Below are 23,543 nucleotides of genomic sequence, written 5' to 3'. Positions count from 1 at the left end.
CCTCGTGCGTTGCCTTTGCAGAGCCCGCGCCGGACCACACCAGCGCGGGGCAAGGGGGACGGACATTGAGTGACATTGCAGCGATCAGACGGCTATTGGAAGTTCTGGTGCTCATCGCCCTCTTCGTCACCGCCTATTTTGCCAAAGACCTGCTGCTGCCGATCCTTCTAGGATTCCTGCTGGCACTAACTCTCAGCCCGGTAAACCGCGCGCTTGAAAAGCTCGGTGTGCCGCCTCCCCTTGGTGCCGTGCTGCTGATCGGCGCGGCGGGGCTGGTGATTTTTGTTCTGGTTGGCCTATCTGCTGGCACTGTTGCCTCTTGGGCGGACGAAATACCCAGCATGGGCAATGAGATACGACGCAAACTTCAGGGTTGGGCGCAGACGGTCGAGAATGTGCGGTCGGCGACGGAGGAAGTCGAAAAGATTACCACGGAAAACGGCGCGGGCGGCAATGCAGAAGAGGTTGTGATGAAACAGCCCGGCCTGCTCGACAACGCGATGAACACCGGTGCCAAGATCGGCGGGACCATTGCGGTCGCACTCGTGCTCGCCCTGTTCCTGCTGGCCTCGGGCGATCTGTTTTATCTTAAGCTTGTTCAGTCCTTCCAAACCTTCACCGGCAAAAAACGTGCGCTGAAAGCCGTTTACGATGTGGAGCGCCGCGTCTCGCGCTACCTGCTGACCATCACGATGATCAACGCGGGCCTCGGCGTCTCGGTCGGGCTTTACCTTTTCGCGCTTGGGCTGCCGGTTCCTTACGTTTGGGGGCTCGCCGCCTTCCTGCTGAACTTCCTGCCCTATATCGGCGGCGTGATCGGCGCGGTACTGGTCGGTGCCTATGCCATCGCAACCTTCGACAGTGTGGGCTACGCGATCCTTGCGCCGCTGGGTTACCAGATTTTGACCGGGCTGGAGGGGCAGTTCATCACCCCCTACCTCGTCGGACGGCGGTTGGAGTTGAACACGGTTGCGGTGTTCCTGACGGTCGTTTTTTGGGGCTGGCTCTGGGGCATTGCGGGCGCCCTGGTCGCGGTGCCCTTCCTCGTGGTATTCAAGGTGATCTGTGAGAACGTCACCGCCCTCAATATGATCGGGCATTTCCTCGACAAGTCCGAGCCGGATGTGAGCCTCCCCGCGACGGAAGACGCCGCCGCGGAGAAGCCGAGCATTGGGTGATCAACCCGCCAGTGACGGCAGCCAGAGCACGATCTGCGGGAAGGCCACCAAAAGGGCGATGGTCACACCGTCTGCCACGAAAAAGGGCATCACGCCGCGGAACACGTCCTGCACGCTGAGGTCAGGGCGCACGCCCGCAACGACGAAACAGTTCAAACCGATGGGCGGGGTGATGAGACAGAACTCAGCCATTTTCACCACCAGAATGCCGAACCAAATCGCGCACATCGGGCCGGACATGCCAAAGGCACTGTCCGCGGCCGAGACCATCTCGCCCCCGTTCAGCGCCATGACCGCCGGATACACCACCGGCAGGGTCAGCAGCAGCATCCCAATGGCATCCATGAACATCCCCAGCACCGCATAGGCCAGCAGGATGCAGATCAGGATCAGCATGGGCGAGGTTTCGAGTGAGGAGATCCAGTCAGCGAAGGCGCCGGGCAGATCGGCAAAGCCCAGAAAGCGCACGTAGATCAGCACGCCCCAGATGATGGTAAAGATCATCACGGTGAGCTTTGCGGTCTCCAGAAGCGCGTCTTTCAACTCGGCCAGTCGCATGCCTCGGAAGACCGCCATGCAGAAGACGATAAACGCCCCCACGGCCCCGCCCTCTGTCGGCGTGCCCCAAGCGTCGCCGAAGGGGTTGTAGACGAAGAAGATGATGATCACGACCACGGCCACGATCGGCAAGGCCGCCGGCAGCGAGGCAAAGCGTTCGCGCCATGTGAAGCCGCCGACGGGCGGGCCAACGTTCTTCCAGATCATCGCGATACCAACGATCAGGATTGCATAGACCACGGCAGAGAATGCGCCGGGGATGAAGCCTGCCAGCAGCAGCTTGCCCACGTCTTGCTCCACGATGATCGCGTAGATCACGAGGATCGCCGAGGGCGGGATCAGTGAGGCCAGCGTGCCGCCTGCCGCCACAACACCCGCCGCGAACTGTTTGTTATAGCCAATCTTCAGCATCTCAGGGATGGCGATACGCGCAAAGACCGCCGCAGTGGCCACGGACGCGCCGGAGACGGCGGCAAATCCCGCCGTCGCAAAAACGGTCGACACGGCCAAGCCGCCCGGCACCCAAGCGATCCAACGTTTGGCGGCCTCGAAAAGCGCTTTGGTCAGACCCGCGTAATAGGCAAGAAAACCAATGAGAATGAAGGTCGGGATCAGCGACAGCGTCTGGCTCGACACTTTCGAGTGCGGCACCTGCCCGGCGGTCTTGATCGCCACGGTCAGTGCCCAGCCCAGTTGGTCCCACTCCATGCCCTTCTTGGCCCAGAAAATCCAGATGAGGCCCACGAGCCCCGCCATGGCGGCGGCAAAGGCCACCCGCATGCCCAAGATCACCATCACCATCATGCCAGCCGAGACCCAAAGGCCGATTTCAATAGGATCCATCAGTCACGTCCATCCAGATGTTCGGCCTCGGCCATTGCTTGTTCCGCCGCGGATTGCACCAGCGGCACGGCGACAGGGCGCTCGAGCCCCAGGACTAAGGCGCGTCCATAGCCCCAGATTTGCAGCACCAGCCGCAGGCAGATCACGCCAAAGGCCAGCGGCACCACCAGTTTGCTCGGCCAAATCGGCAGCCCGATGTCGATTGAACTGTCGCGGCTCCACAGGGGCTTGGTCATGTCAAAGCTGCGGTCGAAATGCGCCCATGCGCCCCAAGTGAGGGCCAGCATGAGCAAAAGGATCAGCACCACCGAGAGCAGTTCCGCCGCCCAGAGTGCGCGACCCTTAAGCTGGCCAATGACGATGTCCATCCGAACATGCCCGCCCATCCGCTGGGTATAGGCAATGCCCATGATGGCGATGAAAGGCATCGCGGCTTCGATCCAGTCGACGTAACCCGCCAGCGGCGTCGAGAAAAACTTGCGCCCCCCCACGGACCAGACGGCCAAGACCATCAGCATGAAAACAGCAATGCCCGAGACCAGGGCAAAGATGGTTTCTAGCTTCAAGAGCCCCCTATCGAGGCGGCTAAGAAGACTGCTGTCCTCCAGCACGGCAGATGAACCAGCCATGGGCGATCCCTTTCAATGAATATCTGCGCAGAGACCAAGGGCCGCGCGGTGTTCCGCACGGCCCCAAATCACAAAGAGCACGCGCCGCTTAGTTGGAAGCGCGTTCTTTTTCAAGGGTTTCCATCACGAGGTCATAGAGCTCCTGACCCGGGATGCCTTGGGCTTCCATCTCTTTGATCCAAGCTTCACGCGCCGGATCAGCGGCTTTTTCCTTGAACTCGGCGATCACGTCGTCGCTGAATTCAACCTTCTCGACGCCCTTTTCCTCAAGGATGGAATCCCATTTCTTGAGCAGCTCGCCGTAGTTGGCCAGATAGTGATCCAGCGCCTCGTCGACTGAGCTGTCGAGCGCTTCGCGCTCTTCGTCGCTCAGCGCATCATAGGCGTCGATGTTGACGACAACCGGGCAGTTCACAGTGCCGGGGTTGAGGTTCGCGGTCCACCAATCGGCCTTGTTGATCGTGCCAAAGGACAGATGCGCGTGCTGGGCGAAGGCCACGGTGTCGACGACACCCGATTCCATCGCGTTATAAGCTTCGGAGGACGTCACCGAGGTAGGCACAGCGCCCACGGCTTCAAACGCTTTGCCCAAACCGCCGGTCGCACGCACCCGCATGCCGTCGAAATCTTCCAGCGTGGTCCGCGGATCGCCGGTGCCCACAAGGTTGTACTGCGGCATGGGCGAGGTCATCAGCATCTTGGCGTTCCACTGCGCCATCTCTTCGGCCACGGCGGGGTGGTCATAGACAGCTTTGGACACCGCAACTTCTTCTTCGAGGTTGCTTACGCCGAGGAAAGGCAGTTCCAGCACGGTGATCGCGCGGTTCTTGTCAGGGTGGTAGCCCGCGCAAAACTGGGCCATTTCAAATGCGCCGATGGAGATACCGTCAAGGTTCTCACGGTTCTTGGACAGACCGCCGTAGCTGACGTTGATGGTGAATTCGCCGTCGGTCTTCTCGCTGACCAGTTCAGCAATCTTCTCAACATGCTCGGTAAAGGCGCGGCGTTTGCCCCAGACAGAGGCGTTCCAGTCGGTCGCCGCAGCTTCGCCTACAAAGGCGACACTCAGGGCACAGGCGGCAGCGCCGCTCAGCAATTTGTTCATGATCTCTCTCCCATTTTTGCCGCCCCTTGTCGGGCGGATTGGCAGACAGGCTAGCGCGGGCTGCGCGACCTGCCAACCCTGTGATGCCGCGCAAATTTCCCGCCCGCAAGCCGTATTGCCAAGGTTTGACCGTCAACGGATTGAAAAGACGCCTGAATCTGCCGCCACGATCTCAAAATTTACAATAACTGTGACAATCCGGAAAAACCTTTACAGACAAGCCCTTGTATTCCAGTTGCTTATTCACTTCTTTTCACGGACCGTTATGATCCCGCCGAGGAGGACGCCAGGGGGAGGCAGGCCTGGCCTGCACACCGTGGCATGACGCGCACATTCAGGGAGGAACCACCATGTCCGACGCCACCGACAAGACCTATCCGCCATCTGCCGACATGGTCGCCCGCGCCCATGTGAATGCCGAACGCTATGCGGCGATGTATGACGCCTCGGTCACCGATACTGACGGTTTCTGGCGCGAACAGGCGCAGCGGATCGACTGGATCAAACCCTTTACCCAAGTGCGCGACGTGAATTTCGACCTCGGCGCGGTCAAGATCAACTGGTTTGCCGATGGCGAGCTGAACGTCAGCGCCAATTGCATCGACCGCCACTTAGAAACCCGCGGCGACCAGACCGCGATCATTTGGGAGCCGGACGACCCCAAGGACGACGCTTTGCACATCAGCTACCGCGACTTGCACGCCAATACCTGTCGCATGGCCAATGTTCTGCGCGATCTTGGCGTCGACAAGGGCGACCGCGTCATCATCTACATGCCAATGATCCCCGAAGCCGCCTATGCCATGCTGGCCTGCGCAAGGATCGGCGCGATCCATTCCATCGTTTTTGCCGGATTCTCGCCCGATGCGCTGGCCGCCCGCGTCAACGGCTCCGAGGCCAAGGTGGTCATCACCGCCGACGAAGCCCCGCGCGGCGGCAAGGCGACCCCGCTTAAGGCCAATGCCGACAAGGCGCTGGCGCAATGCGATGCCTCCGTGCAATGCCTCGTCGTGCGCCGCACCGGCGGCGATGTGGCATGGGACGACGCCCGCGACCGCGACTACAACGCGCTGGCGAAAGAAGCCTCCGAGACCTGCGAGCCCGTCGCCATGGGCGCCGAAGACCCGCTGTTCATCCTCTACACCTCCGGCTCCACCGGCCAGCCCAAGGGCGTGGTCCACACCACCGGCGGCTATATCACCTATGCGGCCCTGACCCATGAGGTGACGTTTGATTACCACGATGGCGACATCTACTGGTGCACCGCGGACGTGGGCTGGGTCACCGGCCACAGCTATATCGTCTATGGCCCACTGGCCAATGGCGCTACCACGCTGATGTTCGAAGGCGTGCCGACCTACCCCGACGCGAGCCGCTTTTGGCAGGTCTGCGAGAAGCACAAGGTGACACAGTTCTACACTGCCCCGACCGCCATCCGCGCGCTCATGGGGCAAGGCAAGGACTTCGTCACCAAGAGCGACCTGTCGTCGCTGCGCATCCTCGGCACCGTGGGCGAGCCGATCAACCCCGAAGCCTGGACATGGTATCACGAGGTCGTCGGCCACAGCCGCTGCCCCATCGTCGACACATGGTGGCAGACCGAAACCGGCGGCCACCTGATGACCCCCCTGCCCGGCGCCCATGACATGAAACCAGGTGCTGCGATGAAACCCTTCTTCGGCATCAAACCCGTCGTGCTGGACCCGACCTCCGGACAGGAAATCGACGGCAACCCCGCCGAAGGCGTGCTCTGCATCGCCGACAGTTGGCCCGGCCAGATGCGCACCATCTGGGGCGACCATGAGCGCTTCGAGAAAACCTATTTCGCGGATTACCCGGGCTATTACTTCACAGGCGACGGCTGCAAACGCGACGCGGACGGCGACTATTGGATCACTGGCCGCGTAGATGACGTTATCAACGTCTCGGGCCACCGCATGGGCACGGCAGAAGTGGAAAGCGCGCTGGTTGCGCATCATAAGGTCGCCGAAGCTGCCGTTGTCGGATACCCGCATGAGGTCAAGGGCCAAGGTATCTATTGCTATGTCACCCTGATGAGCGGCGAGGAACCGTCCGAAGAGCTGCGCACCGAGTTGCGGAACTGGGTCCGGCAGGAAATCGGCCCGATTGCTTCCCCCGACCTGATCCAATGGGCGCCCGGTCTGCCCAAGACCCGCTCCGGCAAGATCATGCGGCGTATCTTGCGTAAGATCGCTGAGAATGACTACGGCGCTTTGGGCGACACCTCGACACTGGCCGATCCTTCGGTGGTGGATGATCTGATCGACAACAGGATGAACCGCTAAGGCGGCGGACGAAATTAGACCGGCGGTGGGGTTTCCCGTCGCCGGTTGCACCTAACCGCCTGAAAGCAGCCCATGGCGCATGAGAACAAAGTGATCCGCTCGGTCAATCTTGATGGGGAGACCATTTGCGTCGACATTTTCCAGCGGCCTGACGGCGCCTATGGGTTCGACGAGTTTCGCAGAGACCCGGAGGATGGCCGCGGGTAGTATAGCATTGGCCATCACGGCGCGGCAGTATTTCACACCTTTGAAGAGGCCTATACGGGCGCGCGAGGAAAGGTACATTGGCTGGCGGATGTAGTCGCTGACTGACCTTAGAAACCCATAAGAAAATGGCCGCTCCCGAAAGGAACGGCCACCCAATTCTCAAATTGCAGCAGAATTAACCTTCTACGCGCTGCAGGTTGATTTCGCCCACACCTACGGCAAAGTTCACGCCGGTCTGGGAGTTGACGCTCAGCGGCTGCAGCATCAGCGTGTTTTCGGAGCCGCCCGTCATCAGGTTCGCCCCTGCGCCCACGCCCACGGTCGCCTCAGCGGAGACGCCTTTGTAACTGCCGTTCAGGCCACCTTCGTAATATTCCTGCTCGGTCGGAGCCAATACCAGCCAAGACATCTGACCGTTCTGGGTCTTGCCGATGTCGACACCCCAGCGGTTGATCTCACCGACATAGGTCTCGTCGGCCAGACCCTCTTCGACGGGGTTAAATGTGCAAGTCAACTCGCGGGTGGAGCCGAAGACAAAACCGGTGCCATCGCCCACATCACAGGACAGGGAGCCGACCTCGGCGTGGTCGACGGTCTCATTGTCATCGGCCAGCGCGGCGCTGCCAAAACCAGCGGTCAGAAGTGCGGTTGCGAGGGTGAATTTACGTGCATTCATCATGATCTGTCTCTTTCCGGCGCGACGTTGCGCGCCTTTTCTCAGTGAACGGCATTCGGGTGCCTTATTGAGCGGAACGCGCTATGCGCCCCGCCCCGCGACAGCCAGCATCCGCCCCCGCGCGGGGGCCAATGTTGCCTCTCATCGCGGGGACAACCCGCTACATGGGCGGGGGTTCCCGCTGGCCGAGAGATCAGCATCTGCTGACGCAGAAGTGCCCCACAATCGCCCGCCACCGCTGGACAAATCAGCGGTCACATGGCACCGCTTGTCGTCATGAGCGATGACCTGATCCCCTTTTCCGCCGACGGCGGCGACACCACGGCGCTGCGCCGCGCCTTCGGGCGTTTTGGCACCGGTGTTACCGTGGTCACCACGCAAAGCGCTCAAGGGCCGCTGGGGATGACGGCCAATTCATTTGCCTCCGTGTCACTGGACCCGCCGCTGGTGCTCTGGTCCCCTGCGATTTCGTCCAAGCGACATGACAGTTTCACCGCCGCATCCTCTTTCTGCATCCATGTATTGGGCGCAGACCAAGAGGCGCTGGCCCAGCATTTCGCGACGCAGGGCCATGACTTTACAGGTTTCGATTGGACCAAGGGCCCCGGCGGCGCGCCGAGCTTTCCGGGATCGCTCGCCCAGTTCCATTGTGACACCTACGCAGTGCACCCGGCTGGGGACCATTCGCTGATTCTAGGCCATGTACGACACATCGCCCTGCGCGAAGACGGCGCGTCGGGGCTGATGTTCGACCAAGGCCGCTACGGGCAATTCACCCCGCGCGATCAAGACTGAGCCGTTGCGTCCAAGGGCACCGTCGCGGCGCCCTTAGCACGCTTAGTAGTCTTTCTCGAAAAAGATACCGATGCTGCTCTCGCCATCTGATCCGAGGGTGCCTTTGGCTTTCAGGCTCTCGGTGATGTCGAGGTTTAATGAGACTTCCCCAGTGCCATCCGATGCCGCTGTCACGTCAGTATAGATGTTGTCCGTGAGGTATTTCCCCAAACGCAGCGCGGTCGCACCGTCGTCCGTCGTGGTCACGTCCAGATCATCCAGCCCGAAGCCTTCGCGCAGATTGCCGATGATCCCATCGCCACCGCGCCCGGCGAGCGTTGCCACCGCACTGGCCAGTTGCAACGCCTGAAAGGCCGAGATTTCCGAGATGTTCCGGCCAAAGAGCAGTTGCGACAGCACCTCGTCCTGCGGCGCGGCTGGGGTCGACTCAAAGGTTACCTCCGGCTCGTTCGCCGGACCGCTGACAATCACCCGCACCTCGCCGGCATTGGTATCTGTCGAGGTGACAAAGCGGATATAGGGGATCAACTCGCCCTGAAACTGCACCGAGCCTTCGTCGAGCAGGAAGCGTTTGCCCAAAATATCGAGCCGACCGCGGATCAACTCAAACCGCCCGACAGAGAGGATCTGATTGGTGGTTCCGGTCAGACGCAGGTTGCCGCCGAGTTCGGCATCCAGCCCCCGACCCCGCACAAAGATACGATTTGGCGCGTTGATCTGAATGTCGAGCCCAAAGCCCGGACCCGAGGCGCTATCGGTCGGATCGCTTCCGGCCTCAGCACCTTCCAGTCCCGCTTTGCGCCGGGTAGTGATGACGTCGGCTGGCGCGTTCACATGGGTGATCGGGGGGATGTCGCCAATGGATGTCAGACCCGTTGAGGGCACCTGCACATTGGTTTCCCCGACATCAATACGCCCGCTGATCTGCGCCCCCCCTGACAAGGGGCCTGCCACGCGCAGATCGCCGTTCAGCGTCGTCGTATAGAGGCTCGGGTCCGCAAAAACGAGGCCACGCACGGTGACATTCAGATCCGCAGGCAAGGCGGGGGTCAGTGTCACCGCCCCCGCGACTTGCAACTGCCCGCCGTCTACAGCCTGTGCGCTGACGTTCACTTGGGCGCGGTTGTTGCCAAGTTGGAGATCCGCATCAATACCGCGCAGCGCCACACGCAGGTTCGGCGCGGTAAAGGTGGCACCGCTGGTCGAGATGCGTCCGCTCACCGAAGTCAGTGCCGGAGGGCCGTTGATCGTAAGGTCAAATTCCGCACGTCCCTGCAGATCGCGCGGGGCGAGGAAGGGGCGGCTCAGCCCCAGAGGGGCGTTGCCCGAGATATCGAGGTTCAACGTGCCGTCCGGATTAACCAGACCGGCGATGCTTGCATTGGTGCCTGCGGGGCCGTTCGCCTGCGTATCGATCCGCCATGCCTCGCCTTCACGCCGGGCGGAGCCTGCAACGCTGAGGGGACCGTTCACCTGATCTACCAGCGCGCCGATGTCGGGCATGTTCAGCTGAAAGTCCACTGCGGCATTGGGGCCGGTTACCAAACCTTCGATGGTGGCCTGTGCACCGTAAGGGCCGCTGGCGCTGGTGTCGATGACCACACCGGCCTCGGTCTGTTGCAACACGCCGTTCGCTGCAAAACGTCCCGACACGCCGGGCACCAGCGGGTTCACATTGGGCACTGCAACGTCAAAGCGCAGTGACACCTCGCCAGTCACCAACCCTTCGGCCATCGCGCGGCTGCCGTAAGGGCCATTGGCATTCACATCCAAGGCAATGCCGTCCGGGGTTTGGCGGACGTTGCCCGTGGCATTCAGCGGTCCGTTCACTCCCGGCGCCAAAGGGCTGACGTCTGGCAGCGAGAGGTCGAAGCTCAGCGCCATGTCAGGCCCGGTGGCTAGCCCTTCGACCGAGATGCGACTGCCATAGGGGCCGCTGGCGATGGTATCGACGACGAAGCCCTGCTCGGTCTGCTCCAACGTCCCGCTCGCCTCGACCGCGCCGCTGACCTGCGGCACCAGAGGTTGAATGTCTGGCAGGGACAGATCGAAGGACACATCGACGCGCGGTGAGACCAAGCCCTTTACGGACGCCTGCGCGTCGAAAGGACCGCCGGCTTCGGTGTCGATCTGCCAGCCCTGCGGGGTCTGGCGCAACTCGCCTTTTGCCGTGACGGGGCCGGTGATGTCCGCCTCGGGAACGAAATCTTCGATCCGCGGGATGTCGGCAGTAAAGTCGATCCGCGCGTCCGGACCAGTGACGAGGCCCGACGCGGTCAGCGCGGCATCATAGGGCCCATCGGTCACCGCATCGACCGTCCAGCCGCGGCTGTCCTGCTCTGCTGTCGCCTTAACCGCAATCGGCCCCTCATATTGCGGCAGCACCAGCGAGACGTCTGCCAGCGTGAAATCCAATTCCGCCCGGCTGTCCTCGCTGCGCAGCTCTGCGTTGCCGGTCAGATTAAGCGCGTCGTTCTTCAGGTCAAGTTGGCGCAGGAAGGTCCCGTTCTCATTGCGCAGGGCGATCATGCTCAGATTGGTTCGTCCGGCCAGCAAGGCATCCGCCTGTTCGACGCCGATCTTGAGGTCATCGGTGATCCCCGCTAGCGCTAGATCGAACATGCCCCCAAGCGGGGTCACCGTCCCGTTCAGCGCCACAGCCGTACTCCCCGCAAGATCGCGGCCTGCGAGCGCGGAAAAGCGACTGATATCATCAGCTTCCAACGTCACCTTCAGGTTCGTCAGCAGCCCGGTGTCGACACCGTCGATCGCGGCCTGACCTTCCAAACCATAGTCAGCGCCGGTGAGCGTCAATCCGTTGATCTCAACCGGTTCGCCCTCGACAAAGCGCACTTCGGCGTTGCCGGTGATCTTGTCGCCAATGGCCGCGGCGCTGGCCGGGTCGGTCAGCTTCAGCCCTTCGGCGGCAAAGGTCACATCGCCCAGAAACTGTCCGAGACTGCCGAGGTTGCCCTCTAGAATGCCGTCCAGCGCCAGCGTGGTCTGCGCAATCTGCAAGGCGCCGGTGTCCAGTCCGGTGATGTCAAAATCGCCATCAAACCGGTCGCCATCTGCGGCGTCATAGTCCACCCGCAGCGTGACCCCGTCGACCCGCGTGCCCTCGCCCGATACGGGCAGTAGGATCGAGGTGCCATCGGGGTTCGCAATGCGCCCCTCAATGTCGATCAGACTTGGCCATTTTTCCTGATTGAGACGGACCTTGCCTTGCAGATCAACTGCATTGGCGGAGATCGTAAAGCTGCTGACATCGACAGCCCCGTTGCTTTCCAACAGCGCGTCGAGCGCCAGCCGGACGTCCTCGCCAAAAAAGTCGCGATAGCGTGGGGCCAAGAGCGCTGTGATATCACCGCCGATGTCGGCCTGAATGCGGCGGTCCGGTGTTCCATTAGCGCGCTGCGGTGTTTCGCTGCCCAGCGTCACCTGCCCGGCCAGACGCTCTTGTCCGTCCGTTGCAATGGTCACATCGGTCGCAAAGTCATCCAGAGGGCCATTGCCCGCGACGGTCATTTCGACCGAAGGCTGCCCCGGCAGGTTCAGCAGCTTCGAGGCGATGCCCTCAGGATCCTCTTCCAGCTTCAGCAGCAGGTCGAGCACGGCCTCCGTGCGGTCAAAATCCGCCTGAATGTCAAAGACACCCTTTTTGCCATCGGTGCGGCGGGCCTGAAAATCGACGATGCCTACTGTGTCGGTCAACCGCGCATTCGCCTCCACCGACAGTTGCGCCGCTTCGCCCAAAATCGGTTTGCCGAGATTGATTTCGGCCACGGAAAACTCTGCAATTTCAATGGATACCGGAAGGTCAGGCAGCGCAAACGGTTTGGCCTCGGCGTCCGGCAGCGCGTCCTCTTCGCTCACTGGCAGCCGGTCAAGGTTCAAACGGCCCGCGGTGAGTTGCTCCACTTCTAACCGCCCCCGCAGCAGAGCGGAGCGGTTCCAGTTCAGCACAACATCTTCCAACGTCAGCCAGATGCCATCGTCATCCGCGATGGTCATGCTGTCGAAGGACGCCGCTGAACTGAGCGCGCCGGAGAAACCGTCAATGCTCACCGCCCGCCCCGCGCCGCTCAGCGCGTCTTGCAGGGTACGGGTCAGAAACCCTTTGTCGTCATCTTGAGCATAGGCGGGGGCGAGACTCGCAAGCCAGACAAAAGCGAAGGTGAGGAACTGAAGAAGCTGTCGCATTAAAAAGACTGTCCGATCCCGATATAGACTTGGAAATCATCATCGACCTCTGGCCCCGAGGTCGGCACGGCCACATCGACGCGGATCGGCCCGATGCCCGTGGCATAGCGCAGCCCCAGCCCCGCGCCTGAGTGCCAAGTGCCTGACCCGTCGTAGAATTCTTCTGCACCGATATAGCCTGCATCAGCAAACCCGACGACGCCGATCTTCTCGGTCACCGTCACACGGGCCTCTGCCGAGACCCCGAGAAAGCTGCGCCCGCCCACGGTATCGCCACTGGGAAGCTCAACACCGAGCGATTGGTAAGGCTGCCCGCGCACGGTCCCGCCACCGCCGGAATAGAACAGGTAATCCGCAGGGGCCTCGGAGAGTTCCGGACCACTCAGCGACCCTAACTGACCGCGAAAGGCCAAGGTGACGGGCCGTTCGGTGCCGAATGTGCGGTAGAAGCGCGCGTCGAGATAGGTGCGCAGCCCGTTGTCAGAGCCGGAAATCGCCGCGAATGGCGTGATGCTTGCCTTGGCGTAATAGCCGTCTTTCGCGTCGAGATCTTTGTCGCGGTAGTCGAATTCAGCGCTCAGCGGCAGGGTCAAGAGCGTGTAACGGTTGGTGCCAAAGGCATCGCGTGTCTCCGCGGTGCGCAGGCCGACACCGGCGGTATAGCGGCGCTGCTGGTTGGCAATCCGCTCGATCCCGGTTTCCAGATCAAGCTGGCGGGAGAAGTAATTGACCTCGTCAAGCTGCTCCAACTCGGCCAGCGCGTAGTAATCCGTGTCTGGATTGAAGGTCGCAGGCCGTTCGAACCGCGCCGCGAGTTTGTAGTCCTCGCCGCCGGAATTGCCGCCAATCCCCTCGACCTCAGCCGACAGGCGCAGGCGTTCAGCCCCGCCCAGCAAATTGCGGTGCAGCCAAAAGGTGCTCAGCGTTAGCCCTTCGAGCGAGGATAGCTCCGCCCCGAAGCCGAAGCGTCGCTTGGGCGCTTCGACCACCCGCGCGGTGATCGGCAGCGTGGCATTCGGTCCGATGTTGTCGGCTTCGGTCAATGCCACTGCGTCAAAGGCACCGGTGCGGCGCAGACGTTCTGTGGCAAGTTCGACCTCTTCAGGATCAAAGACCTCCCCCACCGGCAGGCCTGCGATCTCACGAACCCGCTCGGTGCGCACATCTTCGTTGCCGGTGATCGCCAGCGCGCCAAAACGCAGGCGCGGTCCTGGCGCGAGCCGCAGGTCGGCGTTGATCTGGCGTTCTTGGTGACGGGCGGTCAATTCCTGCTCCGCCAGTTCCGCCTTTGCATGGCCAACGGCGCGCCAGCCCGAGATGCCGCTGGAGACGGTTTCTTTAAGCACGCCGAGGCTCGCTGTCGCACCGGTCGCAAAACCCTCGGGCAGTTCAGTTTCCGGGGTCAAGGGGGCGATACGGGCAGTCCCGAATTTAAACTTTGGGCCCGGATCAACGGAGATGACCGCGCGGTCCACGCGGCGCGGCGGGCGCACGGGCGGGATCGCCGCAGCGTCGACACCGTCGAGTGTGATTTTCAGCGTCGGGCCAAAATAGCCATTGTCATAGAGCACGGCGAGCAGCCGTGCATAGTCTGCCTGCGCCGCCGCCACGATCTCTTGCGGGGTGGCGGGCTCCGCATCTTCGTCGGTCTGCTCTGCCAGCAGCGACCCGCCCAACAGCGTATCATAGAGCTCAGAATCCTCAGAGACGCCGGTGAGCGTGAGCTCAGCAGCCAAGGTCGCCCCGGCCCCGCCAAACAACAGCCCAATCGCAAGAGTTATCGCTGTTCCATGATTGCCTGCTCGCGTCACCCGCTGCCCTCCTGTTCGCTACCGCTCCCCGCAAATGCGGCCCGCGCGATATTTCTTCCGTTAAACGGCATCGCCGCCTGAGCTGCAAACACTCTGAGGGTCAGAAGATCAGATGTGAACTGCAGAACGATGCTGGGCATGTAGCAGCGCAACGCGAATCGGCAAATTCTTGCGCATCGCATTGAGCATATAAGAAGGGATCTACCGGGGTTGCTCTGCTTTGCAGGAACAACCTTGGTGCGCTCGGAGAGACTCGAACTCTCCTCGTTTTCTGCCAAACATTAGGCAATGCACTGATTTGAATTGATAAATCCATTTATTTCCCAACTGAAATCAGGAATATAATTGGGACACCCACCCCCCCAACGTCCTGCTGTTGCGTTTTACCAGCTCCGCATCAGCCTGTTACAAAGGACGGGCGGAAGGCTGGCGGTGATTCGTACATTTCGTCCCGGCGATCCGTTCGAGCGATGCAGAATTGCTTTTTAACATGACATCGAGGCAGTATTTCAGTTGTTCAGAAATAATTTGCCATAACCCGTTTTACCCTGTATCGTTATAACGATACAGGGTAATCACTTAATTACCAAAACGCTAACTAGTTGATTTATATTTATATTTTCTGGTGATACCGGCTTAGCTCTCCGCTCAGGTGCTTGACTGCAGGGCCTTTTATGCCTCCTTGTTGCGGGTATGAAAAACGCAACAACCTTATTCACGGATCGCATAGGCAAGCTCGAACGCGAGATTGATCGCCTTCGACAAGAACGGGCGATGCTCTATAAGTTCCAGCGTTTGTTAGGCGAATTCCCTCAGGCCTTGCGTGATGACGATCGGTTCACCCCCCGCACGGCAACGAAGTTCGAATTACTCGCGCGGGTTCTCGATTACCTAAACCTACCTGATACCTTCATATATGGCGGGGCCAGTACGAAGGAGATCTACAGGGCGGTCCTGGACGGCATCCGCAGAGATCGAAACGCCACCATTGCCTTCAATTCCCACCCACAACGCCTTGAGCGCGAAGAGGAGCGAAAAGTTCTGACTCCTCTTGAGGCAAATGAAGACACACTGAACTACAACACCTTCCGAAGCTACCTCGCCCGTTATCGTGACGAAGGTCGGATTTTCTTCAATGAAGAAACACGACGCTGGAGGGCCACCGAACTGGAAGTCATTGCTCATACGCCGGAAGAGGAAGACGAACGTGACAGATCATAACACTTCCGAACAGGGTCCGGCGCGCCGGCGTAAGGCGTATTTCGCTAAAGCTGCCCCGAGAAAGTTCCAAATGAGGATCGCCGGGGATGCAGGAGAAGCCGGGGATGCCTTCGGAACGGTCGCCCTTGCACTGATCCTCACCGCACGAAGTGCCCTATCATGGAAAACCCTATTCGGACTTGCTGCGGTAATTGGCAGCGTCTCTAGCTGCAACGATCCCACGACGCCCACCGCACCGCCTTATATTGAAGCAAAGAAAAGTAGGTATTAGGGCGGCTAGCGCCCCGCCTTCTCAGAATGTACCGCGCTGATTGAGATACCCGCCGTACTACATGTGATCGACCAACTTCTCTCCGATCAGGGCTCCATCTGCGTGTGAATGGCGACCGCGATCTTAGTGGCGCCCTCCTCTCAGTTGCTTCCTCCTTCGACAGTTCATGGTTGTCGAGATTGAAGGTAAGAGCGCCTCCTGTTGCTCCGCACATCTCTACAGGCACCTTTTGCCCGCGTGAGAGAGGGATAACGGCTTCATACGGGTGTAAATTGGCAGGGATGCCTGAGGTATTGGCAGTGCCTTCCGCAAAACGCAATGTATCAATCTGCTTTCCCAGCTACCTTTGTCATGACCATTTGTCCCAAGTTGCAGTGGGGACAAATATTGGGACAAAACAAGCCAAAAGTGCCAATTCTAATCGAAGGTCAACAATAAAAGGTGATAAAGTGGTGCGGTCGGAGAGACTCGAACTCTCACGGGTGTTACCCCACAGCGACCTCAACGCTGCGCGTCTACCATTCCGCCACGACCGCACGCCATGGTTGGTGCGTGGGGTTTAGCCAAAGGTCTGCAGATTGTGAAGAGGCAATCGGCAGATATTTTCACTCTTTTGCGAAAGCGGTTTTGCGGGTCCCTTTTCGAGCTTTCAGCGGGCGAAAACCAAACAGGGCCGGAGGATACCCCCGGCCCTGCGCGTTTCTGTTTTGACCTGTTACTCGCTGATGGAGAACGTGGGCAGGGCATTGCCCGAAGCGGGTTGAACCAACGGCTGGGCGGGAACAGGTGCCCCATTCATCCGCGCTGCAGCCTGGCGGATCAGTTCCGTGCGCTCCGGCTGACCAGGTACGAAGACAGCCGCCGCCCCGGAATCAACGGCAGTAACACCGGCTTCATACCAAGCAAGCGCCAGATCGTTGCGCTTAGCCGGGCCAAAGCCCTGCGCCAGATGGTGGCCCATCAACTCGCCATAGACCCCTTCGCCCAAAGTATAGAGCAGCAGAGCCGACCCCACGGCAACATCCATGTTATCAGTCCGGTAACCCACGCCCAGACAGATCCGCGCGGTACCGACGAGTTGGGCGGGCGCCATGCCTGTGGTCGGGATAAAGGCCGCCACGTCCGCAGTTACCGCATCCCGCGGCTTCAGCGACAGCGCCGCGACGTGATCTTTCATCGCCGGACCAAACGCCGTGCATTGCGCCGCAACCTGATCGGGGGTGAACCCTTGGATTTTACCAACCAGCTCTTCCGATTTGGCGATAGCGTAGGTCCGCGCAAGGCAGAACTGTTCGTTCAACGCCACGTCAGGATCGCTCATGCCTGCAAGGGTGACAAAGCCGCCGTTGGTGTTGGTCACGAGCGACACTGTATTACAATGCGAGGCCAACGAGGCTTGCGAGCCCGCACCCATGAAGTTTGGCAAAGCCGGTACGGCAGGTGCGACCGCCGCCGCCAGCGTCGAAGCGCCTGCCAATGCGGACGCAGGCGCCGCGGGCGCTGCAGCTGCGGGGGCCTGAGGGGCCACGACAATCGTTGTATTGCCTGCCGTGGTGGGCGCGCTCTGCCCAGCCATCTCGGCCCGGTAGGCTTTGAGTAAACCGCGCGTGCCATCGGGATTGGCCGCGACTTGCTGCTGCACCGCATAGCCCCCCGCCTGCGCACGGTTGTAGCTGGAAATCAGCAAGTTCTGCTCAAATGTCGAGAGTTTGCCTGTCACGGGATAGCCAAGATAGGCTTGGTATTGCGACACCGCATCCCGCGTCTTGCGACCCAACTGGCCGTCAACGCTGCCCGCATCGAACCCAAAATAGTTCAACGATGACTGGATATTCTTACCTTCTTGAGTGGAAGGCAGCGTGCTGCGTTTTTTAGTTGTCGTGCGGCGTTTTGTTGAACGGGTGGTAGCGCGTTGTTTCTTGGCGTTTGCGCCTACGATCCCACCGATGATTGCCCCGGCGATAAAGTCTCCAGCGTCAGCCTCTACACGCTCTGCGGGAATCGCGACCATTGATGTGGCCACCAAAGCCACGGCCAAATGCTTAAAATACATGATGTTACTCCAAATGAATCACAATATCGCGAGCAGCCTAGCACAACCACAAGCTTCGCCAAACGATTGCAGGGAAAAAACGACCGTCGGGAATGGAAACAATCTGGAGCGCGAGAACTGTCTGAAGGACAGGGAAAGCCTGAATGCCCGTTCACCTGAGCCCCGCCGCATTTTCACCGTTGAAACGCGGCCCGTTCGGGACCATCTGAAACCCAAGCCATAAGGAACAGAACATGCCTGCAGACACCGCCGCCCCCGCTCAAACCCATCCGACAGACGCACCTACTGTGCAGATCGACATCGTCTCTGATGTCATGTGCCCTTGGTGTATCGTCGGCTACAAACAGTTGGAGCAAGCGCTCGGTGCAATCGGTGTGGGCGCCTATCTGCGCTGGCACCCATTTGAGTTGAACCCGCAAATGCCAGCCGAGGGCCAGAACATGGCCGAGCATCTGGCGGAGAAATACGGCTCCACCCCCGCGCAGTCGGTCAAGAACCGCAAGCGTCTGACCGATATGGGCCGCGAGTTGGGCTTTACCTTTAACTTCTCCGACGAAACGCGCATGCAGAACACCTTCCTCGCACATCAGCTATTGACCTGGGCGCAGGGCAAAGGGCTGCAGCACCCGCTGAAAATGGCGCTGTTCGATGCGCATTTCACCCAAGGTAAGAATGTCGGCGATAAAGACGTGTTGGCCGATGTCGCCACATCGGTGGGACTAGACCGTGCCGAAGCGCTAGAAGTTCTCACGAGTGGCAGCCATGCCGAACAAACCCGAGAAGCACAGCAGATCTGGACGTCGCGTGGGATTTCTGGCGTGCCATCAATGATCTTTGAAGGGAAATACCTGATCACCGGAGCGCAGGGCGCGCAGAACTACGCACAACTGCTGCGCAAAGTGCTGGAAGAGCGCGAAGCGGCGGCCTGAGCGCTGGCGGTGCAGCGCAGGGCTTGCTAAGGCTGACCCATGGTTGAATGGATCATCACGGACGGGTTAACCGACTACCGCGCCGCTGAAGCGTGGATGGAAGCGCGTGCCGCCGCCATCGCGGCGGGCGAGGCCGAAGAATGCATTTGGCTGGTCGAGCATCCCCCGCTCTACACTGCAGGCACCTCGGCCAAGCCTGCCGACCTGACCGATCCGGACCGCTTCCCCGTCTACCCCACACGGCGCGGTGGACAGTACACCTACCACGGACCGGGCCAGCGGGTGGCCTATGTCATGCTCAACGTCGCCGCCCGGGGCCGCGACGTCCGCTGTTTTGTGCGCCAACTCGAAGACTGGGTGATCGCCACGCTCGACCAGTTCAACCTGCGCGGAGAGATTCGCCCCGGCCGCGTCGGCGTCTGGGTCCAGCGGCCCGAAAAGCCGAACCAAGCAGGTGGCAGCCCCGCCGAAGACAAGATCGCAGCGATTGGAATCAGGCTGCGCAAATGGGTGAGCTTCCACGGTATCAGCATTAACGTCGAGCCGGACCTAAGCCATTTTGGCGGCATCGTGCCCTGCGGCATCACCGACCACGGGGTGACCTCGCTCGTCGATCTGGGCCTGCCGGTCACCATGGACGATGTCGATCTCGCCTTGCAGGCAACATTTGACGGCGTTTTTGGTAACGAGGCCCCCGGCCCTGCCTGCCCGACGGAAGAGCCTGCCCTGCCCGGTTGATACCGCGATAAGCGGGACAAATAGCCGCGCAAAAAATACCCCACCTGCGACCATCGCGCCCATTGCCCCCAAGCGATGTGCGCTCTAAAACGGGCGCGACGACGCAGCGCGCCGCTTATGGTGCCTTGTGACCAATTCATTTGCAGGAGGCACCGCATGGCAGACGCAGCCATTCACGGCCAAGATCACCACGACGACCGGGGGTTCTTCACCCGGTGGTTCATGTCCACCAACCACAAAGACATCGGTATCCTTTACCTGATCGTCTCGGCCTTTGTTGGGCTTATCTCAGTGGCCTTCACCGTTTACATGCGCCTTGAGCTCATGAACCCCGGCGTTCAATACATGTGTATGGAAGGCGCGCGTTTCATCGCGGATAGCTCTGCCGCCTGTACGCCCAACGGTCATCTGTGGAACGTGCTGATCACCGGCCACGGCATCCTGATGATGTTCTTTGTCGTGATTCCCGCTCTGTTTGGCGGTTTCGGCAACTACTTCATGCCGCTGCAAATCGGTGCGCCGGATATGGCGTTCCCGCGGATGAACAACCTCAGCTTCTGGCTCTATGTCGCGGGCACCACCCTGGCGGTCTGTTCGCTGCTGACACCGGGCGGCAATGGCCAACTGGGCTCCGGCGTGGGTTGGGTGCTCTACCCGCCGCTCTCCGTGCGCGAAGCAGGCATGTCGATGGACTTCGCGATCTTCGCGGTCCACGTCTCGGGTGCTTCCTCGATCCTCGGCGCGATCAACATGATCACCACCTTCCTGAACATGCGTGCCCCCGGCATGACCCTGTTCAAGGTGCCGCTCTTTGCATGGTCGATCTTCGTCACAAGCTGGCTGATCCTTCTGTCCCTGCCGGTTCTGGCCGGCGCGATCACCATGCTGCTGATGGACCGGAACTTCGGCTTCGCCTTCTTTGACCCCGCCGGTGGCGGTGACCCGGTGCTCTATCAGCACATCCTGTGGTTCTTTGGTCACCCCGAAGTTTACATCATCATCCTGCCCGGCTTCGGCATCATCTCCCACGTCATCGCGACCTTCTCGCGCAAACCGGTCTTCGGCTACCTGCCGATGGTCTGGGCGATCATCGCGATTGGCGCTCTGGGCTTTGTCGTCTGGGCACACCACATGTACACCGTGGGCATGACCCTGAACCAGCAGGCCTACTTCATGCTGGCCACGATGGTCATCGCGGTGCCGACGGGTGTGAAGGTGTTCTCGTGGATCGCCACCATGTGGGGCGGCTCCATCGAGTTCAAAACACCAATGCTCTGGGCCTTTGGCTTCCTGTTCCTCTTCACCGTCGGTGGCGTCACCGGCATCGTGCTGAGCCAGGCCGCCGTGGACCGCGCCTATCATGACACCTACTACGTCGTGGCGCACTTCCACTATGTGATGTCGCTCGGCGCGGTCTTCGCCATCTTCGCAGGTATCTACTTCTACCTGCCCAAGATGACTGGCCGTATGTACCCCGAATGGGCTGGCAAGCTGCACTTCTGGATGATGTTCATCGGTGCAAACCTGACCTTCTTCCCACAGCACTTCCTGGGCCGTCAGGGCATGCCACGCCGCTACATCGACTACCCAGAGGCTTTTGCCTACTGGAACCAGTGGTCGAGCTGGGGTGCTTTCCTGAGCTTCGCCTCCTTCCTGTTCTTCTTCGGGATCATGGCCTACACGCTGACCCGCGGCGCCCGCTCCACGGCCAATAACCCTTGGAACGAGTTCGCGGACACGCTGGAATGGACCCTACCCAGCCCGCCGCCCGAGCACACGTTCGAGCAGCTTCCAAAGCAGGAAGACTGGGACAAACAGCATAGCCACTAAGATCGGCTGAAAGATCACAAAAGGCCCCGCCAGCGCGGGGCCTTTTCTTTTGCGGCAACACAGGTTTACATCGCAGCGCTCACCCCGCGCAAAAGGACACCCCATGCCGCTGACCATCACCGCCACCTACGCTGCCCTCAACGCGCTGGTCTTTCTTGGCCTCAGCTGGCACGTGATCGCCTACCGCCGGGCCAAGCTCATCTCTCTCGGCGACACCGGCGACAAAGCCCTCCTCAAACGCATGCGCGCCCAAGCCAATGCGGCTGAATATATGCCAATCGCGCTCATCCTGTTGGCCCTGACCGAAGCCAATGGCGCTCCGCCACTCGCAGTGCACGGACTTGGCCTGATGCTCATCGCAGGCCGCATTCTGCACCCGCTAGGCTTTGCCGTGACCCCGCAAAAGATCATCCTACGCCAGATCGGGATGCTCCTGACCCTCGCCATGATCGCCCTGTCGGCTCTTGGCCTATTGGCTCACGCAATCACCTAACCCCCACCCTACTTCATCCTTTTTCAAATACCCGCGGGGGTCCGGGGGCAGCGCCCCCGGCTGCGCAAATTTTTCCGCGAGAAACGACATTTCCCTCTTGAAGCCCCCCGCGCCAATAGGTATTTCGCCCTCACCAAACGGTAAGCGGGCGTAGCTCAGGGGTAGAGCATAACCTTGCCAAGGTTAGGGTCGGGCGTTCGAATCGCCTCGCCCGCTCCATTTGGTCAACACAGGGTCGCATCTTCGGATGCGGCCCTTTGTGTTTTCAGCCCCCTAAATTGCGCCGCCAAATAAATCACCAGCTTTACCCCGCTGGCCCCATTTTCCCTCTTGCAGCCACCTACCCAAATGGGTATTCCCGCCTCACCAACCGGATGCGGGCGTAGCTCAGGGGTAGAGCATAACCTTGCCAAGGTTAGGGTCGGGCGTTCGAATCGCCTCGCCCGCTCCAGGTTGATCCTACCACCCCGTAGGAAACGCAAAGCCGCCCTCCGGGGCGGCTTTTGTGTTTTCGGGATCTGTGCACGACGCACAAAAAAACGCCCCATGGAAAACCACGAGGCGTAGAGGTACGGAACGAGGGACAGTAGTAGGCCAGCAGGCGTTCCGGGCCTGCGGTCACTCTTAAATTTAGGGAGTGATCCGCGTTTTCAAAGGGGCGGAGCCATTACGCCCCGCCTTTGACCCGGTTTTGAGCCAGTTCTTGCCGATCTTCAGCCCCCGACCCGGCTGGCATAGAGCGCAATCGCTGCCGCATTCGATACATTCAGCGAGCCAAAGCCCCCTGCTGCATCAATCCGCACAAGCGCGTCCACGGTCTCCCGCGTTTTCTCGCGCAGCCCCGGCCCTTCAGCACCAAGAACCAGAGCCACCGGACGATCCCTGCGGCCCTCAACGGCCTCTTCAATCGTCTGTGTGGCCTCGCCGTCCAGCCCAAGCACCAGATAGCCCATGTCTTGCAGCGCGCGTATCGCGTCCGACAGATTGCGCAGCCGCAGATAGGGCTGGCGCTCCAACGCGCCGCTCGCCGTTTTGGCCAGTGCGCCGGTTTCGGGCGCTGAGTGGTGCCGCGTCCCGATCACCGCCGAAGCCCCCAGCACCTCAGCCGAACGGAGAATCGCGCCCACGTTATGCGGATCCGTAACCCGGTCGAGCAACAGCACCCGCGGGGCGGCATCGCCGATGGCAACATCTTCCAGCTTGCCCCAGTTCAACGGCTTCACTTCCAACACAGCTCCTTGGTGCACCGAGTTGGGATCAAGCGGCGGGCGGAACTTGCGCGGGTCGACCACCTCGGGTGTGATTCCCGCCTCAGCAATGGCGTCTTCCAGCTTGGCTTGCGCGTTTGGCGTTACCATCAACTGCAGTTTTTCGCGCCGCGGGTTCATCAACGCATCGCGCACCGCATGCAGGCCAAACAGCCAGACTGTCTGCGCCGCTTCGGCCTTCTTGTCCTGCTCTTTCTGCACGACCCATTTGGGTTTTTTCATCTCTTTATCCTTTCGCGCGATTTCCCTGACATTTCTCGGGAATTCGCCTTGACGGTCCTTTGGGTCGCTTGTAATCACGCCCCCACGTCAGGTGCAATGCACAGGGCAAAGTGGGCGACAGGCCGCAAGGTGTGGCAGGGGACTGTAACTCCCTCGCGGAGACGCACGCCTGGTTCGATTCCAGGGTCGCCCACCACTTTACCCCCC

General features: G+C 60.6%; 17 protein-coding genes and 4 tRNA genes. 12 read left to right on the top strand and 9 right to left on the bottom strand.

All coding sequences use genetic code 11. The features are described 5' to 3' along the window. The first annotated feature begins 65 nt into the window (after window positions 1-65). Window positions 66-1,178 (top strand): AI-2E family transporter, encoded by a 1,113-nt coding sequence (locus BLS57_RS07130; protein WP_093740655.1) that lies wholly within the window; start codon window positions 66-68, stop codon window positions 1,176-1,178. Here the strand turns inward: BLS57_RS07130 and BLS57_RS07125 are convergent, their stop codons facing one another. The 3 genes from BLS57_RS07125 to BLS57_RS07115 all read right to left on the bottom strand — a co-directional run bounded on the left by BLS57_RS07125 (window position 1,179) and on the right by BLS57_RS07115 (window position 4,313). Continuing rightward, window positions 1,179-2,579, bottom strand: coding sequence for a TRAP transporter large permease (locus BLS57_RS07125; RefSeq protein ID WP_093740653.1), 1,401 nt, complete (start codon window positions 2,577-2,579; stop codon window positions 1,179-1,181). After that, complete coding sequence (locus BLS57_RS07120; RefSeq protein ID WP_093740651.1) at window positions 2,579-3,208, bottom strand: TRAP transporter small permease subunit; 630 nt, start codon at window positions 3,206-3,208, stop codon at window positions 2,579-2,581. Before BLS57_RS07120 ends, BLS57_RS07125 begins: the two co-directional genes overlap by 1 nt. 88 nt (window positions 3,209-3,296) lie before the next feature. Next, window positions 3,297-4,313, bottom strand: a complete 1,017-nt coding sequence (locus BLS57_RS07115; RefSeq protein WP_093740649.1) for a C4-dicarboxylate TRAP transporter substrate-binding protein — start codon at window positions 4,311-4,313, stop codon at window positions 3,297-3,299. Window positions 4,314-4,663: 350 nt separating this feature from the next. Between BLS57_RS07115 and acs the strand changes: the two genes are divergently transcribed. Next, on the top strand, window positions 4,664-6,619 hold the full coding sequence (gene acs, locus BLS57_RS07110; protein ID WP_093740647.1) for an acetate--CoA ligase: 1,956 nt from the start codon (window positions 4,664-4,666) through the stop codon (window positions 6,617-6,619). Window positions 6,620-6,691: 72 nt separating this feature from the next. After that, window positions 6,692-6,826 carry a hypothetical protein gene (locus BLS57_RS20025; RefSeq protein ID WP_279626427.1) on the top strand — a complete coding sequence of 45 codons (135 nt, stop codon included), beginning with the start codon at window positions 6,692-6,694 and terminating at the stop codon, window positions 6,824-6,826. Window positions 6,827-7,001: 175 nt separating this feature from the next. Here the strand turns inward: BLS57_RS20025 and BLS57_RS07105 are convergent, their stop codons facing one another. After that, entirely contained in the window at window positions 7,002-7,505 is a 504-nt protein-coding gene (locus BLS57_RS07105; protein WP_093740645.1) for a DUF992 domain-containing protein, read from the bottom strand. Between the two features lie 255 nt (window positions 7,506-7,760). On the opposite strand from BLS57_RS07105, the gene BLS57_RS07100 reads away from it, so the two are divergent. Further along, window positions 7,761-8,297, top strand: coding sequence for a flavin reductase family protein (locus BLS57_RS07100; RefSeq protein WP_093740643.1), 537 nt, complete (start codon window positions 7,761-7,763; stop codon window positions 8,295-8,297). 42 nt (window positions 8,298-8,339) lie between these two features. On the opposite strand, the gene BLS57_RS07095 is transcribed toward BLS57_RS07100, so the two are convergent. Together BLS57_RS07095 and BLS57_RS07090 are read right to left on the bottom strand one after the other, a co-directional pair. After that, on the bottom strand, window positions 8,340-12,500 hold the full coding sequence (locus tag BLS57_RS07095) for a translocation/assembly module TamB domain-containing protein (RefSeq protein WP_093740641.1): 4,161 nt from the start codon (window positions 12,498-12,500) through the stop codon (window positions 8,340-8,342). After that, window positions 12,500-14,236, bottom strand: a complete 1,737-nt coding sequence (locus BLS57_RS07090) for an autotransporter assembly complex protein TamA (protein WP_244153621.1) — start codon at window positions 14,234-14,236, stop codon at window positions 12,500-12,502. The genes BLS57_RS07095 and BLS57_RS07090 overlap by 1 nt, the downstream gene beginning before the upstream one ends. Window positions 14,237-15,004: 768 nt before the next feature. Between BLS57_RS07090 and BLS57_RS07085 the strand changes: the two genes are divergently transcribed. Then, the gene (locus tag BLS57_RS07085) at window positions 15,005-15,532 is read left to right on the top strand and encodes a hypothetical protein (protein WP_139186616.1); all 528 of its coding nucleotides are present in this window, start codon (window positions 15,005-15,007) and stop codon (window positions 15,530-15,532) included. Window positions 15,533-16,253: 721 nt separating this feature from the next. On the opposite strand, the gene BLS57_RS07080 is transcribed toward BLS57_RS07085, so the two are convergent. Next, window positions 16,254-16,339, bottom strand: a tRNA-Leu gene (locus BLS57_RS07080). 179 nt (window positions 16,340-16,518) lie between these two features. Continuing rightward, window positions 16,519-17,856: a peptidoglycan-binding domain-containing protein gene (locus tag BLS57_RS07075; protein ID WP_093740635.1), complete on the bottom strand. Its 1,338-nt coding sequence runs from the start codon at window positions 17,854-17,856 to the stop codon at window positions 16,519-16,521. Between the two features lie 233 nt (window positions 17,857-18,089). Between BLS57_RS07075 and BLS57_RS07070 the strand changes: the two genes are divergently transcribed. The 6 genes from BLS57_RS07070 (at window position 18,090) to BLS57_RS07045 (ending at window position 22,297) form a co-directional block, all read left to right on the top strand. Continuing rightward, window positions 18,090-18,785 (top strand): DsbA family oxidoreductase, encoded by a 696-nt coding sequence (locus BLS57_RS07070; RefSeq protein WP_093740633.1) that lies wholly within the window; start codon window positions 18,090-18,092, stop codon window positions 18,783-18,785. A 39-nt stretch (window positions 18,786-18,824) separates the two neighbouring features. After that, a complete protein-coding gene (lipB, locus tag BLS57_RS07065) occupies window positions 18,825-19,523 on the top strand; it encodes a lipoyl(octanoyl) transferase LipB (protein WP_093740631.1) in 699 nt (232 codons plus the stop codon). 156 nt (window positions 19,524-19,679) lie between these two features. Continuing rightward, the gene (ctaD, locus tag BLS57_RS07060; protein WP_093740629.1) at window positions 19,680-21,353 is read left to right on the top strand and encodes a cytochrome c oxidase subunit I; all 1,674 of its coding nucleotides are present in this window, start codon (window positions 19,680-19,682) and stop codon (window positions 21,351-21,353) included. 103 nt (window positions 21,354-21,456) lie between these two features. Then, window positions 21,457-21,846 (top strand): MAPEG family protein, encoded by a 390-nt coding sequence (locus BLS57_RS07055; protein ID WP_093740627.1) that lies wholly within the window; start codon window positions 21,457-21,459, stop codon window positions 21,844-21,846. A 144-nt stretch (window positions 21,847-21,990) separates the two neighbouring features. After that, window positions 21,991-22,065 (top strand) — tRNA-Gly (locus BLS57_RS07050). 157 nt (window positions 22,066-22,222) lie between these two features. Then, a tRNA-Gly gene (locus BLS57_RS07045) sits at window positions 22,223-22,297 on the top strand. Window positions 22,298-22,559: 262 nt separating this feature from the next. On the opposite strand, the gene rlmB is transcribed toward BLS57_RS07045, so the two are convergent. After that, on the bottom strand, window positions 22,560-23,336 hold the full coding sequence (gene rlmB, locus BLS57_RS07040) for a 23S rRNA (guanosine(2251)-2'-O)-methyltransferase RlmB (RefSeq protein WP_093740624.1): 777 nt from the start codon (window positions 23,334-23,336) through the stop codon (window positions 22,560-22,562). Window positions 23,337-23,448: 112 nt separating this feature from the next. Between rlmB and BLS57_RS19850 the strand changes: the two genes are divergently transcribed. Continuing rightward, a tRNA-Tyr gene (locus BLS57_RS19850) sits at window positions 23,449-23,532 on the top strand. The last annotated feature ends 11 nt before the right edge of the window (window positions 23,533-23,543 follow it).

The sequence above is a fragment of the Sulfitobacter delicatus genome (assembly GCF_900102535.1).
Taxonomy (GTDB): Bacteria; Pseudomonadota; Alphaproteobacteria; order Rhodobacterales; family Rhodobacteraceae; genus Sulfitobacter; species Sulfitobacter delicatus.
The sequence above is the reverse complement of the archived record's forward strand: the minus strand, read 5'-3'. Positions and strand labels throughout refer to the sequence as shown.

What these genes read in the sequence shown, in the direction of transcription:
- BLS57_RS07125 (WP_093740653.1), bottom strand. Translation starts at nt 2,579, where the DNA reads ATGGATCCTATTGAAATCGGCCTTTGGGTCTCGGCTGGCATGATGGTG.
- BLS57_RS07120 (WP_093740651.1), bottom strand. Translation starts at nt 3,208, where the DNA reads ATGGCTGGTTCATCTGCCGTGCTGGAGGACAGCAGTCTTCTTAGCCGC.
- BLS57_RS07115 (WP_093740649.1), bottom strand. Translation starts at nt 4,313, where the DNA reads ATGAACAAATTGCTGAGCGGCGCTGCCGCCTGTGCCCTGAGTGTCGCC.
- acs (WP_093740647.1), top strand. Translation starts at nt 4,664, where the DNA reads ATGTCCGACGCCACCGACAAGACCTATCCGCCATCTGCCGACATGGTC.
- BLS57_RS20025 (WP_279626427.1), top strand. Translation starts at nt 6,692, where the DNA reads ATGGCGCATGAGAACAAAGTGATCCGCTCGGTCAATCTTGATGGGGAG.
- BLS57_RS07105 (WP_093740645.1), bottom strand. Translation starts at nt 7,505, where the DNA reads ATGATGAATGCACGTAAATTCACCCTCGCAACCGCACTTCTGACCGCT.
- BLS57_RS07100 (WP_093740643.1), top strand. Translation starts at nt 7,761, where the DNA reads ATGGCACCGCTTGTCGTCATGAGCGATGACCTGATCCCCTTTTCCGCC.
- BLS57_RS07095 (WP_093740641.1), bottom strand. Translation starts at nt 12,500, where the DNA reads ATGCGACAGCTTCTTCAGTTCCTCACCTTCGCTTTTGTCTGGCTTGCG.
- BLS57_RS07085 (WP_139186616.1), top strand. Translation starts at nt 15,005, where the DNA reads ATGAAAAACGCAACAACCTTATTCACGGATCGCATAGGCAAGCTCGAA.
- BLS57_RS07075 (WP_093740635.1), bottom strand. Translation starts at nt 17,856, where the DNA reads ATGTATTTTAAGCATTTGGCCGTGGCTTTGGTGGCCACATCAATGGTC.
- BLS57_RS07070 (WP_093740633.1), top strand. Translation starts at nt 18,090, where the DNA reads ATGCCTGCAGACACCGCCGCCCCCGCTCAAACCCATCCGACAGACGCA.
- lipB (WP_093740631.1), top strand. Translation starts at nt 18,825, where the DNA reads ATGGTTGAATGGATCATCACGGACGGGTTAACCGACTACCGCGCCGCT.
- ctaD (WP_093740629.1), top strand. Translation starts at nt 19,680, where the DNA reads ATGGCAGACGCAGCCATTCACGGCCAAGATCACCACGACGACCGGGGG.
- BLS57_RS07055 (WP_093740627.1), top strand. Translation starts at nt 21,457, where the DNA reads ATGCCGCTGACCATCACCGCCACCTACGCTGCCCTCAACGCGCTGGTC.
- rlmB (WP_093740624.1), bottom strand. Translation starts at nt 23,336, where the DNA reads ATGAAAAAACCCAAATGGGTCGTGCAGAAAGAGCAGGACAAGAAGGCC.